Below are 13,496 nucleotides of genomic sequence, written 5' to 3' on the forward strand. Positions count from 1 at the left end.
CGATGGTTGCACCCGATTCCCTTCTGGCCGCGCGCGGGCTGACCGACAGCGAGGACCGGCTGCTGACTGCGGATCAGCCGCTGGCCGAGCTGCAGCAACGCTGCGGCGGGCGCATACCCGGCAAGCTGGCTGTGCCCGAGCTGCTCGAATTGGTGCAGCAAGGCCGCCGCATGAGCTTGCGGATCGCGCGCGAGTTTTCGGCGCAAGACGGCGATGCACGCGTATCGGGTTTTGTCCGCATCCATCCGCAAGCGGGTGAGGGCAATGATGGATGCGAGATACTGATCGAAAACTGGCGCCGCGAGGCCTTTCCTCCTGAAGACGATCGCGAAGCTACCGAACGGCAGGATGCGATCGATCGCGCGACTGCGGAATTCTCGGCAAGGCTCGATGGCAATCAGCGGCTGTTGGCGGGCGAAGGCACGGCTCCGGACCTCGCCAAACTGATCGGCCTGACACGGACCCAGGCGGGAAAGCCGTGGGTCGAGTATGTCGAATTGATCGGAATTTCGCACCGCCAGCCACTGCACTGGCGACTGCTCGATGGGGTCAAATGCCGTGTCGACGGGTCGCTGCGCGATTGGCGCGCGCGCCTGATCCCGCTTGGCACTGACCAAATTGTGCCGCGCGGTTTCGAGCTTCTGCTTGTGGCCGAACAGCCGGTTCCGCAATCGCAAGACGATGATGGGCCAGGCGATGATGCCAATAGCCGACTGATCGGCGATGCACTGACCCCGGCTTTGCGCAAGCCCGTGGCGCGGATCATTGCCAATGCAGAGACGATTCGCTCACGCCTCGCTGGTCCATTGCGCGAGGAGTATGTGGGGTACGCCGGGGATATTGTTGCGGCGGGCAAGCATCTGTCGACCTTGCTTGACGATCTTGGGGATCTCGAAGCGGTTGAGGCACCGGGTTTCTCGACGAGCAAGCAGGCGATCGATCTGGCCAAGCTGGCGCGCGAAGCGGCGGGCATGCTCGCGACGCGGGCGCAGGCCAAGAACATTTCCCTCGTCGCACCCGATGATGGAGGCTCGTTTGCTGCCACTGGCGAAGCGCGCCGCGTGTTGCAGGTGCTACTGAACCTGCTGGGCAATGCCATCAATTATTCACCCGAAGGCACAAGGGTAGAGATTTCTGTTGGGCCATGGCGTGGGGGCGCGGCCTGTGTGACTGTGCGGGATCAAGGGCCGGGCCTGACCCGCGAGCAGCAAGAGCGCGTGTTCGGGAAGTTCGAGCGGCTCGGCCGATCCGGGGATGGCGGCTCGGGGCTGGGGCTCTATATCTCGCGGCGGCTTGCGCAGGCGATGGGCGGCGAATTGCTTGTCGAAAGCGAAGCCGGGAAGGGCGCCTGCTTCATCCTGTCGCTGCCTCCGACAGACTAAGGCGACAAGGTAGGCACGCGCAAGTTCAGCTGCGGATGCGGCCTGAAGCCCAGATCAGGATCGCGCCCACCAGCACGGTAATGCCGCCGTATAGCGCCCAACTGCGGTCAGCCAGCATGAAGCTTTCGGCCGGCCACATCACAATGCCGAGCCCTTGGAGCGTCCACAGCCCGCCCGACAGGATCAGCGCGACGCCGAAAACCTGCAAGACGAGCTTGAGGATACGCTTCGCCATGGCTCAGCGCTGGCTGACGGGCACGTAATCGCGCTCCGCCGGGCCGGTGTAGAGCTGGCGCGGCCGGCCGATCACCTGGCCTGGATCCGAGATCATCTCGTTCCACTGGGCGACCCAGCCAACCGTGCGGGCCAGCGCGAAGAGCGCGGTGAACATGGTGGTGGGGAAGCCGATCGCGGACAGGATGATGCCCGAGTAGAAGTCGACATTCGGGAACAGCTTCTTCTCGATGAAGTAGTCGTCGCTAAGCGCGATTTCTTCGAGACGGAGGGCGGTTTCGAACAGCGGGTCCTTGACCTTCAGCGCATCGAACACTTCGCGCACAGTCTTCTGCATAACCGTCGCACGCGGATCGTAGTTCTTGTAGACGCGGTGGCCGAAGCCCATCAGGCGGAACGGGTCGTTCTTGTCCTTGGCGCGCTCGATATAGTGCGGAATGCGATCGGGCGTGCCGATTTCCTTGAGCATATTGAGCGCGGCTTCGTTCGCGCCACCATGGGCCGGGCCCCACAGGCAAGCGATGCCGGCCGCGATACAGGCAAACGGGTTCGCACCCGAAGAACCGGCGAGGCGCACGGTCGAAGTCGAAGCATTCTGCTCGTGGTCGGCATGCAGGATGAAGATGCGATCCATCGCGCGTTCGACCGCCGGGATCACTTCATATTCTTCTGCAGGCACGCCGAAGGTCATCTTCAGGAAGTTGCCCGTGTAGGACAGCGAGTTGTCCGGATAGATGAAGGGCTGGCCGATCGAGTACTTGTAGGCCATCGCCGCGATGGTCGGCATCTTGGCAATCAGGCGGTGGCTGGCAATCTTGCGCTGATGCGGATCCGAAATGTCGGTGCTGTCGTGGTAGAAGGCAGACAGTGCCCCGACCACGCCGCACATCACAGCCATCGGGTGCGCGTCGCGGCGGAAGCCACGATAGAACTGCAACAGCTGTTCGTGCAGCATGGTGTGGCGGGTGATCGTGTAAGTGAAATCGTCGAGCTGGTCCGACTTGGGCAGTTCGCCGTTCAGCAAGAGATATGCGACTTCCATGAAGGACGAATGTTCGGCGAGCTGGCCGATCGGATATCCGCGGTGGAGCAGGACACCTTCATCACCGTCGATATAGGTTAGCGCGCTTTCGCAGCTCGCAGTCGATTTGTAGCCAGGATCGAAGGTGAAGGCGCCGGTCTGGCCGTAAAGCTTGCGGATATCGATGACATCCGGGCCCACGCTACCTTCAAGGACGGGGAACTCGTAGGTCTGACCCCCCAGTTCAAGCTTTGCGTTCTTGTCCGCCAACGTAATTCTCCTTCAATCCTGCGCTCGCTGGCCCTGCGTGCCGTCAGCCCGCTGCAGCCGCCTGCGCGTCGATCCGTGCCAACGCTTCTTCCCGTCCCAGAAGGACCAGAACATCGAAGATACCGGGCGAGGTCGTCGTTCCGGTAAGGGCCGCGCGCAATGGCTGCGCGAGCTTGCCGAGGCCCAGTTCAAGTTCCTCGGCGAATGCTTTCGTAGTGGCTTCGAGAGCCTCGATTGTCCAGCTATTTTCCGCCTTGAGGCGCGCCGAAAGTAGCCCAAGACGCTGGCGGGCTTCGCCATCCAGCAGCTCAGCTGCCTTTTCGGTCAGCTCGAGAGGTCGCTTGGCGAATAAAAAGGCTGCACCTTCAGCAAGTTCCAGAAGGTTCTTTGCGCGAACTTTGAGAACCGGCATAGCCCGAGTGAGAAGATCGAGATCGGCATTTGTACCGATCATCGGCGCGCAGATTTGCGCCAGTCGGGCATCGTCTGCCTGGCGGATGTAATGGCCATTCAGATGCTCAAGCTTCTTGAGGTCGAAGCGCGAGGCGCTTTTGCCCACGCCGTCGATGTCGAACGCGTCGATAGCTTCTTCGCGAGTGAACTCTTCGCGATCGCCATGGCCCCAGCCGAGCCTGAGGAGGTAGTTGAACAGGGCTTCCGGTAGGATACCCATCTCGTCGCGGTAACTCTCGACGCCAAGCGCGCCGTGCCGTTTCGACAATTTTGCACCGTCAGAACCGTGGATCAGCGGGATATGCGCATAGATCGGATCGGGCCATCCGCCTTCGATCTGCTCCATTGCGCGATAGATGGGGAGCTGGCGGAAAGCATTGTTGAGGTGATCGTCGCCGCGAATGATGTGGGTCACGCCCATGTCGTGATCGTCGACGACGACTGCGAGCATATAGGTGGGCGTGCCATCCGCACGCAGCAGGATGTAGTCGTCCAGCTCTTCGTTGCGGACAATGACTTTACCCTGGACCTTGTCCTCGATAGTCGTTTCGCCTTCTTCAGGTGTCTTGAGGCGAACGACGAAGGGTGTACCCAGCGGAGCTTCGGATGCGTCACGATGGCGCCAACGCCCGTCATAACGGATTGGCTGCTTGGCGGCGCGCTGTGCGGCGCGCATCTCTTCGAGCTCTTCCTGGGTTGCGTAGCACTTATAGGCGAAGCCGTGCTCAAGCAGCTTTTCGGCCACTTCGACATGGCGTGAGCCGCGCTCCGATTGGAACACGGGGGCTTCGTCATAGTCGAGCCCGAGCCAGTCCAGCCCGTCGAGAATTGCCTCGATCGCTTCCTGCGTGGAGCGCTTGCGATCGGTATCCTCGATCCGCAGCAGCGTCTTGCCGCCGTGGTGGCGAGCGAACAGCCAGTTGAACAGCGCGGTACGCGCGCCGCCGATATGAAGGAAACCGGTTGGTGAAGGGGCAAAGCGGGTGACCACTGCATCGGTCCGCGCGCCGCTTTCGCTTGCCATAAGTCTCTGATTCCTTTCAAATGCCTGGATGGCGACGCCCCATACGCCCGTGGTACCGATAGCGAATGGAGCCGACGCCGGCGATGCTGCAGTGCAGCGCCATTGGCGCAAGGTGCCGCGCATGTCCAGTCTCGTGGAGAATGCCGAGCAATTTCTAGCCAGCGCCGGGTTCGATCGCGGGCCGTGGCTGGCCGTGGTGTTCGCCTTGGGTATCGCGTCGTGGTTTGTTCTCGACACGCCGTGGCAATGGAGCGCGGGTATTGGCGCTGGCCTCTTGCTGGCCTTGGCTGGAGCGGCATTGTGGCGTGACGGCATAGCCGCCAATGGAGCCAGCAGGGCTCATCTGCGCCAGTCGCTGGTGGCGATTGGCCTGTTCTTTGCCGCAGGGATCGCAGTGGTTTGGATGCGCTCGGAAGCAGTTGGCGCGCATGCGATCGACTATCCGCGCGTCGAGCGCTTGCAGGGCTATGTGCTTGAGCGCGAGGACCGACCGGCCGAGGATCGGGTGCGGCTGATTTTGGCGGTGCGCGATGCGGAGACCGGCGAGGCACGAAAGCTGCGTATCAATGTGCCGATCGAGCAGATGGACGCTCGCATTGCCGAAGGTGCGGTTGTGCGGGTGCGCGCCAGGCTGATGCCGCCTGCACCACCGATGCTTCCGGGGAGTTATGATTTCGCGCGGGCGGCCTGGTTCCAGGGCCTTTCTGCAACCGGCAGCGCCATGGGGGCCATCGAGGTTGTGCAGTCTGCGCCTCCAGAGGAGGGCGGGTTGGCGTCTGTCCAGCGCGCACTGTCCGGGCATGTTCGAAGCCACCTTTCCGGTGCTCCCGGAAGCATTGCCGCCGCGTTCGCAAGCGGAGATCGCGGGGCGATCTCCGTAGCCGATGAAGACGCCATGCGTGATGCCGGGCTCACCCATCTGCTCTCGATCAGCGGGCTGCATGTTAGCGCGGTGATCGGCGGGGCCTATTTGCTCGCGATGAAGCTTCTCGCTTTGTGGCCGGGGCTGGCGCTGAGAGTGCGCCTGCCCATCGCAGCGGCCGCGATCGGCGCTTTGGCAGGTATTGGATATACGCTGCTGACCGGTGCCGAAGTGCCCACGGTGAGGAGTTGTATCGCTGCATTGCTGGTACTCGGTGCCCTTGCGTTGGGACGTGACCCGCTGTCCTTGCGGATGATTGCCGTAGCCGGCTTTGCAGTGATGCTGGTTTGGCCGGAGGCGCTCGTAGGTCCCAGTTTCCAGATGAGCTTTGCTGCGGTGATCGCAATCGTCGCGCTGCACAACAGCGCCCCGGTGAAGGCTTTCCTCGCACCGCGCGAAGAGGGGTGGCTGGCCTGGGTAGGGCGGCGAGGGGGAATGCTTTTGGTTACGGGGCTGGTGATCGAGATCGCCTTGATGCCGATCGTGCTGTTCCATTTCCATCGGGCGGGGGTCTATGGCGCATTTGCCAATGTCGTTGCGATCCCGCTGGTAACCTTCATCACCATGCCGCTGATCGCGATTGCCCTGCTGTTGGACCTGGTGGGGCTGGGTGCGCCGGTGTGGTGGCTCGTTGGCCAATCGATTGAACTGCTCCTTGCGATAGCGCATTGGACCGCTGCGCAACCGGGAGCGGTCAAGCTGATGCCGCAAATGGGCGGAATCACCTTCGCCATGTTCATAGCGGGCGGGCTGTGGCTGGCGCTCTGGAAAGGCCAGCGACGGTTGTTGGGACTGGTTCCGGCTGCAATCGCGACCGCTTTCTTTGTCGCCACCCCAGTGCCTGACGTCCTGATCTCAGGCGACGGACGGCATGTCGGCATCACGGTGCCCGGCAAGGATGGTGAGGGGACGCGACTTGTCACCCTGCGCGATAGCCGTTCGAGTTACACGCGGGACAATCTGCTGGAATTGGTTGGAGTGGAGGCCGAGCCGGTGCTGCTTGCCGACTGGCCGGGTTCGCGCTGCAGTGAGGATTTCTGCGTCGCCTCGATCGAGCGTGGAGGGCGCAATTGGAGCTTGTTGCTCGCCCGAAACAATCTGCAGATCGAAGAGCGGGCGCTTGCCGCAGCATGCGAGCGGGCGGATATCGTGGTCGCCGACCGATGGCTTCCCCGATCATGCCGACCCCGCTGGCTCAAGGCCGACCGGCGCTTCCTGCAGCGCTCTGGCGGGATCGCGATCGTGCTCGAAGATGAAGCGATCCGGAGGGTTGCCGACCATCAGGGCGAGCATGGATGGTGGCGCGCCGGACGTCGAGACTAGCCGGGGAGCTAGCCGACAAGTTGGGGGACAGTGCCCGGCGCGCTATCAGGTCAATCAGTGGTAACGGCGCAGCAGGCCCGCGAGCTTGCCCTGAACCACCACTTCGTCAGGCCGATAGACCTGCGGCTCATAGGCCCCATTGGCAGGATCAAGCTGGATCATCCCGTTCACACGGCGCAGGTACTTGAGCGTCGCTTCCTCGTTGCGCACCAGCGCGACCACGATCTCGCCATCGCGCGCAGTATCTGTGCGCCGCACCAGCGCATAATCGCCATCGAAAATGCCCGCCTCGACCATCGAGTCGCCAGATACTTCGAGCGCGTAATGCTCGCCCGGGCCGAGCAAGGCGGCAGGAACCGGCATGCTCGCCTGTCCTTCAAGCGCTTCGATCGGCGCGCCCGCGGCGATGCGGCCATGCAGGGGGATCTCAATCACGTCATTGGCCGGCTCGCGCATGGCGGGTTGCGCTGCACGCGCTACCGACACGGAATCATTGGCAGGTGCACTGCGCTTGGCTGCAGGCACGGCATCTTCCGGCATGCGGATCACTTCGAGCGCACGCGCCCGATTGGCCAGGCGACGGATGAAGCCACGCTCCTCCAAAGCGGAAATCAGCCGGTGCACGCCTGACTTGCTCTTGAGATCGAGCGCTTCCTTCATTTCCTCGAATGAAGGTGAAATGCCCGTTTCCTCAAGCCGCTGCTGGATGAAACGGATGAGTTCGTGCTGCTTGGCAGTCAGCATGGCGAAAACCTCCCTTGGCCGCCTGTTCCACGCCCACCTGAACATGGTGAACGAATGTAGAACAATTAGGCAACCCGATTCGCCAAGTCAAGCAATTCCGCCATTTTCCAACAGGTATGCCGGAACAGATGTTCCCGCTTCGACCATCTCACTCCCGGCAGGCCGGTCGATCAGGCAATTCGCTGCAGCAAGCGAAGCGAGCGCCGAAGAATCCTGCGAATCGACCAGCGTGGCCGATGTTCCGTCCCACGCAGCGCGCAGGAATTCGCGCCTACCGCCAATTGCCGGCAATTCGGTTCCGCACACCAGCATCGCCTTGCGCGGAACCGGCATGGAGGCGCCCATTGCCGCACGCACCAGTGGCATCACGAAGTGAAAGCAGGTGACGAAGCTCGACACCGGATTGCCGGGCAGGCCAAGGATCACCTGCGTCCCGCGCGTTGCGACCATAACCGGCTTCCCCGGCTTCATCGCGACCTTCCAGAAATCGATCCGGGCGCCCCAGGCTTCGAGCGCCGGGCGAATCAAATCATGATCGCCAACCGAGGCGCCGCCGGAGGTGACAAGGATATCCGCGCCTTCTGCTTGCTCCAGGGCAGCTGCCAGCGCCTCAGCATCGTCCGCCACCGGACCAATCCGCAGCACCTCGCAGCCAAGCGCGCCCAGCATGGCCGCGATCATTGCCCCATTGCTCGCTGGGATCTGGTGATCGCCGCAATCGGCAGGATCGGCTGCAAGTTCGTCGCCGCTGTCGAGCACGGCCACGCGCGGCGCACGGCGTACAGGAAGCTGGCCATGCCCGGCACTGATCGCCAGCGCGAGCTGCGCCGGGCCGATCCGGGTTCCTGCGGCGAGCACCTTGTCCCCCTCTGCGAAGTCGAAACCGCACTTGCGGACATGCTGCCCCGGCGGGATATCATGCGAGACAGTGACGAGATCGGGCTGAAGCAGTTCTGCCTCTTCCCGGATCAGCACGCGATCGGCACCTGCTGGCATATGCGCTCCGGTCGAAATGCGCACACACTGGCCCCACATCAGCTTGCTGTCGAAGGGCGCCCCCGCGCGGCTTTCGCCGACTATCCGCCAACTGCCGACCCCGCAAAGCGCATAGCCATCCATCGCCGAGAGGTCGGCCGAGGGCTGGGCGCGCCGCGCAACCAGATCTTCGGCCAGATAACGCCCGACTGCCTCAGTCGCCGCGACCCGTTTGACCGGCATTGCCGGCGCCAGGGCGAGCACGCGCGCCTGCGCTTCTTCAAGTGTGAGGGCAGGGCTATCGGTCAATCGGCGACCCAATGCCCCGACTTTCCGCCGGTCTTCTCAAGCAGGCGCACGTCACCGATCGCCATGCCTTTATCGAGTGCCTTGGCCATGTCGTAAATCGTCAGCAGCGCGACCGACGCGGCGACCATCGCTTCCATTTCCACCCCGGTCTTGCCGGTTAGCGAAGCAGTGGCGGTTACGCGGATGCCGTCACTCCCATAGGCGAAATCGACATCGACCGCGTCGATAGCGAGCGGGTGGCACAGCGGGATCAGCTCGCCGGTCTTCTTGGCAGCCATGATCGCGGCGATTCGCGCCGTCCCAAGAACGTCGCCCTTGGGCGCGTTGCCAGCCTTGATCGCTGCGAGAGCCTCCGCATTCATGCGAATGTATCCGCCAGCCCTGGCCATGCGCGCCGTGGCCGGCTTGGCGCCGACATCGACCATCCGTGCAGTGCCGATCTCGTCAATATGGGTCAGGCGCTTGCTCATGGATTGGTTCCTTGCGGATCGAACAGTCGAGCCATGCGACACATGCGACATAGTTCAGGAATTAAAAAACCGCCTGCCCGACAGCATGGCGGCAAGAGGCGACCTAGGGAGGGCGGGGCGGAGCTTCATCCACTCACCTATGCCGCAAACTCTGCGTGTAGGACAGTTCAACCTTCGAGCAGTGCCCGCGTGGCTGCCTCAACATCGTCCTGCCGCATCAGGCTTTCACCCACCAGGAAGGTGCGCACGCCCGATAGGGCGAGCCGCTGGCATTCCTGATACGAATTGATCCCGCTTTCGCCGACGAGCAGCGTGCCTTCGGGTACAAGCGGGGCAAGCCGCTCGGTAACCGCAAGGTCGGTTACGAATGTGCGCAGGTCGCGGTTGTTGACCCCGATCAGCCGGGATTGGAGGCGCGCGGCACGCTCCATTTCGGCTTCGTCGTGAACCTCGACCAGCACGTCCATCCCGCGTTCGATTGCAGCAGCCTCGATCTCGGCCATTTCCGCGTCTTCCAGCGCGGCGACGATGATCAGGATCGCATCGGCCCCGATGCTGCGGGCTTCGGCGACCTGCCACGGGTCGACCATGAAGTCCTTGCGCAGCACCGGCAGGTCGCAGGCGCCGCGCGCTTCGACCAGGAAATCCTCGTGCCCCTGGAAATAGGGCGCATCGGTGAGCACCGAGAGGCAGGCTGCACCGCCTTGCTGGTAGGCGCGGGCATGGGCGGCGGGTTGGAAATCCGCCCGGATCAGGCCCTTGGAAGGCGATGCCTTTTTGATCTCCGCGATCAGAGCAAAACCGCTGGTGGCTTTTACGCGCAATGCCGCTTCGAAACCGCGCGGAGCCGATTGCCCGGCAGCGGCATGGTCGAGCGCGGTGCCGGAGCGTTCGGCACGCCGCTGGGCGACTTCGATCCGCTTGGTGGCGCAGATTTCCTGAAGTTTGTTCATCGCGGCGTTCACTTGGCCAATTCGATCCAGCGCGCGAGCAAGTGCGCGGCTTTGCCGCTGTCGAGCGCCTCGGCCGCCATGGCGGCGCCTTCGCGCCAGTCTTCGGTCCGGCCTGCAACGATCAGCGTGCCCGCCGCGTTGAAGAGCACGGCATCGCGATAGGCGCCGGGCATGCCATCGAGCAGCGCCTTGAGTGCCTTGGCGTTGTGCGCCGGATCGCCGCCGCGGATCGCTTCCACCGGCGCATGTTCCAAGCCAGCCATGTCGGCGGAGACACGGCGCATCTCGAAATCATTGCCGGTCACGTCGGCCAGTTCGTTGCCGCCTGCAAGGCTGAGCTCGTCGATGCTCTCGTCGCCCGAAACGATGAAGGTGCGCTCGGTGCCCAGCCGCGCCTTCGCATCCGCATAGATCGGCACATAGCCGGGGCGTGCGATCCCGATCAGCTGGCGCTTGACCCCGGCGGGGTTCGAAAGCGGGCCCATCAGGTTGAAGATCGTGCGCTTGCCCAGCTTCTGGCGAATGGGCTGGATACGCCCCATCGCCGGGTGGTGGTTCTTCGCGAAGAGGAAGCAGATGCCGATCTCGGCGAGGGTCTTTTCGGCCGTGCGCCCGGCTGCGTCCATGTCGAGCCCGAGCGCCTCGAGCGTGTCGGCTGCGCCCGCTTTCGATGAAGCGGCGCGGTTGCCATGCTTTGCGACAGGGACTCCGCACGCTGCGACGACAAGGCTAACTGCAGTGGAGACGTTGAGCGTGTGGTGCCCGTCACCGCCGGTGCCGCAGCAGTCGACCGTGCCTTCGGGCGCAGCAACCGGGATCAGTCGAGCACGCAGCGCGCGGGCGGCGCCTGCGATTTCCTCTGCGGTTTCGCTGCGGTCGGTCATCGCCAGCAGGAAGCGCGCGATCTCCTCTTCACTTGCTTCGCCGTCGAGGATCCAGCCGAAGACCTCTTCGGCCTCGGTTTCGCTCATATGCGGAACGGCGAGGGGAAGATGCCTCATGCGGGCAGCCTCGCATCCATGCCGCAGATCCGCAGGAAATTGGCCAGCATCTCGTGGCCATGCTCTGTCGCGATGCTTTCGGGGTGGAATTGCACCCCGTGGATCGGCAAGTCGCGATGGCGGAAGCCCATGGTGAAACCGTCGTCCGAAGTGGCGTTCACGATCAGCTCTTCGGGCGGGTTCTCGACCACGAGGCTGTGATAGCGCGTGGCGGTGAAGGGCGAGGGGATGCCTTCGAACACGCCGCTGTTGTCATGGCTGACCGGCGAGGTCTTGCCATGCATCAGCCCGCCGCGCTGCACCGTTCCGCCGAAATGCTGGCCGATCGACTGGTGGCCAAGGCACACGCCCAGCAGCGGTTTGCCCGCATCGGCGCAGGCGGCGACCAGGTCGAGGCTGATCCCCGCTTCGTTGGGCGTGCAAGGGCCGGGGGAGATCAGGAAGCCGGCGGCATTGGTGCGGATCGCATCGGCGGCGCTCAGCGCGTCATTGCGTTCCACCCGCACCTCGGCACCCAGTTCCATCAGATAATGGACCAGGTTGAAGGTGAAGCTGTCGTAATTGTCGATAACCAGGATCATTGCGGGCAGGCCATCGCCGTTTGGGCGGCGGCGATCAAGACAGTTTTGCTATCAGGCGGTTTTCCCGGCGAAGCGATCGGTCGCGCCGACCAGCCCGTCGGTGACCCCCGGCTCGGTGTAGAGATGCCCGCCGTCGGGCACGATCTGCAAATCGACTTCGGGCCAGGCCTGCTTGAGAGCCCAGGCCGCTGCGGGGGGCGTGCAGCAGTCATGCCGCCCCTGCACGATGACGCCGGGAATGCCCTTCAGCCGATGCGCGTTCTTGAGGAGCTGGCCTTCCTCCAGCCAGCACTTGTGGCGGAAATAGTGGTTCTCGATCCGGGCGATCGCGATCGCGTGCTGGTCGTCGGTGAACTCCTCAAGCATCGCCGGATCGGGCAGCAGGGTGACGGTCACGCCTTCCCACATGCTCCATTCCTTGGCCGCGGCGAGCTGCACCGCATGGTCGTCGCTAGTGAGGCGGCGATGATAGGCCTCGGTCAGGTCGTCTCGCTCGTCTTCGGGTATCAGGCCGACGAATTTCTCCCATTGCTCGGGATAGAGCTCGCTCGCGCCATATTTCATCAGCCAGTCGAGCTCGCTTTGCTGCGAGAGGAAGATTCCGCGCAGCGCCAGTTCGGTGACGCGCTCCGGGTGCGTCTGGGCATAGCTGAGCGACAGGGTGGAGCCCCAGCTCCCGCCGAACACCATCCAGCGGTCATGCCCGCACATTTCGCGCAGGCGCTCGATATCGGCGACGAGGTGCCAGGTGGTATTGTGCTCAAGGCAGGCAAAGGGCGTCGAGCGTCCGCATCCGCGCTGGTCGAACAGCAGGATGTCGTAGAGTTCCGGATCGAACTGCCTGCGCTGGCCGGAGCTGCATCCCGATCCCGGGCCTCCGTGGAGGAATACCACGGGCTTCGCGCCGGGCGTGCCGCAGCGCTCCCAATAGATCACATGTCCGTCGCCCACGTCGAGCATGCCGGTCGCATAGGGTTCGATCTCGGGATAGAGCGTCCGTGCGTATTTCATCGCCTACTCCTTCCTCGTCACGACCAGCATCGGGCCGATCGAGGGCCCTTCATCGAGACGCTCGGTCACCGGGTCCCACAGCGCCGAAACGCTGCCGTCGAGATAGAGCGCGTTGGGGGTCTTGAGCTCGTCGCGGAAATAGCGGGCGAGCTGCCCGAAGCTGATCGGCGCTTCCGAAATCACGAAATGCGCTTTTCCTTCGGCATCGACGCCTACGCCATTGCGGATTGTGCGCGAAGGGCCGTCATCCTGGACTTCGGGATGTAGCTCCCCGCCGATTACCAGCATTGGACCCGACTGCGTGCCGAATTGCGGCCGGTCGCCGACGTTGGAGAAGAAGTCGTCCGCTGTCCTGATTTCCCATTTTCCGCCCGTTCCATAGAACACGCCATTGGGTTTCAGATAGAAATTGCCCGACCCGTCCTCACGGCTGAGTTCCTTCAGGCGTTCGCCCCGTTCGACGTAATAGCCGATAGGCTGGCCCTCTGCATCGAACATCCCGACATTGGTAGCGAATGCGACGACCGAAGCCTGCTGTCCAAGAGCGGCACCGTAAGTCTTGAGCGAGCGATACGGCGTGCCCTGCGGGTCGGCGAGCACAGCCGATATCGTGTGTTTCGCCGGGTCGGCGATGCAATGCGTCAGCGGGACGCCTTCGAATACCGTCACCTCGCAGGCCGAAGCCTGCCGCCGCAACTGCACCCGCTCTTCGGACTTGGGGCCGATCTCGGTGCGCGTGACGGGATCGCCGCCCTGCATTTCGCAGGCAGCGAGCGCCAGGGGCAGGGCGATGAGGGCAATGGTTCGCATCATACTCCCAATC

General features: G+C 63.4%; 13 protein-coding genes. 2 read left to right on the top strand and 11 right to left on the bottom strand.

Annotated elements, in window-relative coordinates:
• Positions 1–2: 2 nt before the first annotated feature.
• Positions 3–1,382 carry a sensor histidine kinase gene (locus VRS74_RS01465; protein WP_354143459.1) on the top strand — a complete coding sequence of 460 codons (1,380 nt, stop codon included), beginning with the start codon at positions 3–5 and terminating at the stop codon, positions 1,380–1,382.
• 25 nt (positions 1,383–1,407) lie between these two features.
• Here the strand turns inward: VRS74_RS01465 and VRS74_RS01470 are convergent, their stop codons facing one another.
• Genes VRS74_RS01470 through gltX form a run of 3 tightly spaced genes read right to left on the bottom strand, consistent with a single transcriptional unit; the run spans position 1,408 to position 4,384 of the window.
• A complete protein-coding gene (locus VRS74_RS01470) occupies positions 1,408–1,617 on the bottom strand; it encodes a hypothetical protein (protein ID WP_354143460.1) in 210 nt (69 codons plus the stop codon).
• A gap of 3 nt (positions 1,618–1,620) precedes the next feature.
• Positions 1,621–2,907 carry a citrate synthase gene (locus VRS74_RS01475; protein ID WP_354143461.1) on the bottom strand — a complete coding sequence of 429 codons (1,287 nt, stop codon included), beginning with the start codon at positions 2,905–2,907 and terminating at the stop codon, positions 1,621–1,623.
• A 43-nt stretch (positions 2,908–2,950) separates the two neighbouring features.
• Positions 2,951–4,384, bottom strand: a complete 1,434-nt coding sequence (gene gltX / locus VRS74_RS01480; protein WP_354143462.1) for a glutamate--tRNA ligase — start codon at positions 4,382–4,384, stop codon at positions 2,951–2,953.
• A gap of 28 nt (positions 4,385–4,412) precedes the next feature.
• Between gltX and VRS74_RS01485 the strand changes: the two genes are divergently transcribed.
• Positions 4,413–6,629 carry a ComEC/Rec2 family competence protein gene (locus tag VRS74_RS01485; RefSeq protein ID WP_354143463.1) on the top strand — a complete coding sequence of 739 codons (2,217 nt, stop codon included), beginning with the start codon at positions 4,413–4,415 and terminating at the stop codon, positions 6,627–6,629.
• Positions 6,630–6,683: 54 nt separating this feature from the next.
• On the opposite strand, the gene lexA is transcribed toward VRS74_RS01485, so the two are convergent.
• The 8 genes from lexA to VRS74_RS01525 form a co-directional block, all read right to left on the bottom strand.
• Entirely contained in the window at positions 6,684–7,373 is a 690-nt protein-coding gene (gene lexA, locus VRS74_RS01490) for a transcriptional repressor LexA (RefSeq protein ID WP_354143464.1), read from the bottom strand.
• 87 nt (positions 7,374–7,460) lie between these two features.
• Positions 7,461–8,657, bottom strand: a complete 1,197-nt coding sequence (locus VRS74_RS01495; protein WP_354143465.1) for a molybdopterin molybdotransferase MoeA — start codon at positions 8,655–8,657, stop codon at positions 7,461–7,463.
• The gene (gene moaC, locus VRS74_RS01500) at positions 8,654–9,127 is read right to left on the bottom strand and encodes a cyclic pyranopterin monophosphate synthase MoaC (protein ID WP_354143466.1); all 474 of its coding nucleotides are present in this window, start codon (positions 9,125–9,127) and stop codon (positions 8,654–8,656) included. The genes VRS74_RS01495 and moaC overlap by 4 nt, the downstream gene beginning before the upstream one ends.
• 167 nt (positions 9,128–9,294) lie before the next feature.
• Positions 9,295–10,080: an indole-3-glycerol phosphate synthase TrpC gene (gene trpC / locus VRS74_RS01505; RefSeq protein ID WP_354143467.1), complete on the bottom strand. Its 786-nt coding sequence runs from the start codon at positions 10,078–10,080 to the stop codon at positions 9,295–9,297.
• Positions 10,081–10,088: 8 nt separating this feature from the next.
• A complete protein-coding gene (trpD, locus tag VRS74_RS01510) occupies positions 10,089–11,081 on the bottom strand; it encodes an anthranilate phosphoribosyltransferase (RefSeq protein WP_354143468.1) in 993 nt (330 codons plus the stop codon).
• Positions 11,078–11,662 carry an anthranilate synthase component II gene (locus VRS74_RS01515; RefSeq protein WP_354143469.1) on the bottom strand — a complete coding sequence of 195 codons (585 nt, stop codon included), beginning with the start codon at positions 11,660–11,662 and terminating at the stop codon, positions 11,078–11,080. Before VRS74_RS01515 ends, trpD begins: the two co-directional genes overlap by 4 nt.
• A gap of 51 nt (positions 11,663–11,713) precedes the next feature.
• Positions 11,714–12,673 (bottom strand): prolyl aminopeptidase, encoded by a 960-nt coding sequence (gene pip, locus VRS74_RS01520; protein ID WP_354143470.1) that lies wholly within the window; start codon positions 12,671–12,673, stop codon positions 11,714–11,716.
• Positions 12,674–12,676: 3 nt separating this feature from the next.
• Positions 12,677–13,483, bottom strand: coding sequence for a phosphodiester glycosidase family protein (locus VRS74_RS01525; protein ID WP_354143471.1), 807 nt, complete (start codon positions 13,481–13,483; stop codon positions 12,677–12,679).
• Positions 13,484–13,496 lie beyond the last annotated feature (13 nt).

Source organism: Altererythrobacter litoralis (assembly GCF_036324225.1).
GTDB classification, from domain to species: Bacteria; Pseudomonadota; Alphaproteobacteria; order Sphingomonadales; family Sphingomonadaceae; genus Erythrobacter; species Erythrobacter litoralis_A.

Coding starts and splice junctions, on each gene's coding strand:
- VRS74_RS01465 (WP_354143459.1), top strand. CDS start 3: ATGGTTGCACCCGATTCCCTTCTGGCCGCGCGCGGGCTGACCGACAGC.
- VRS74_RS01470 (WP_354143460.1), bottom strand. CDS start 1,617: ATGGCGAAGCGTATCCTCAAGCTCGTCTTGCAGGTTTTCGGCGTCGCG.
- gltX (WP_354143462.1), bottom strand. CDS start 4,384: ATGGCAAGCGAAAGCGGCGCGCGGACCGATGCAGTGGTCACCCGCTTT.
- VRS74_RS01485 (WP_354143463.1), top strand. CDS start 4,413: ATGGCGACGCCCCATACGCCCGTGGTACCGATAGCGAATGGAGCCGAC.
- lexA (WP_354143464.1), bottom strand. CDS start 7,373: ATGCTGACTGCCAAGCAGCACGAACTCATCCGTTTCATCCAGCAGCGG.
- moaC (WP_354143466.1), bottom strand. CDS start 9,127: ATGAGCAAGCGCCTGACCCATATTGACGAGATCGGCACTGCACGGATG.
- trpC (WP_354143467.1), bottom strand. CDS start 10,080: ATGAACAAACTTCAGGAAATCTGCGCCACCAAGCGGATCGAAGTCGCC.
- trpD (WP_354143468.1), bottom strand. CDS start 11,081: ATGAGGCATCTTCCCCTCGCCGTTCCGCATATGAGCGAAACCGAGGCC.
- VRS74_RS01515 (WP_354143469.1), bottom strand. CDS start 11,662: ATGATCCTGGTTATCGACAATTACGACAGCTTCACCTTCAACCTGGTC.
- pip (WP_354143470.1), bottom strand. CDS start 12,673: ATGAAATACGCACGGACGCTCTATCCCGAGATCGAACCCTATGCGACC.
- VRS74_RS01525 (WP_354143471.1), bottom strand. CDS start 13,483: ATGCGAACCATTGCCCTCATCGCCCTGCCCCTGGCGCTCGCTGCCTGC.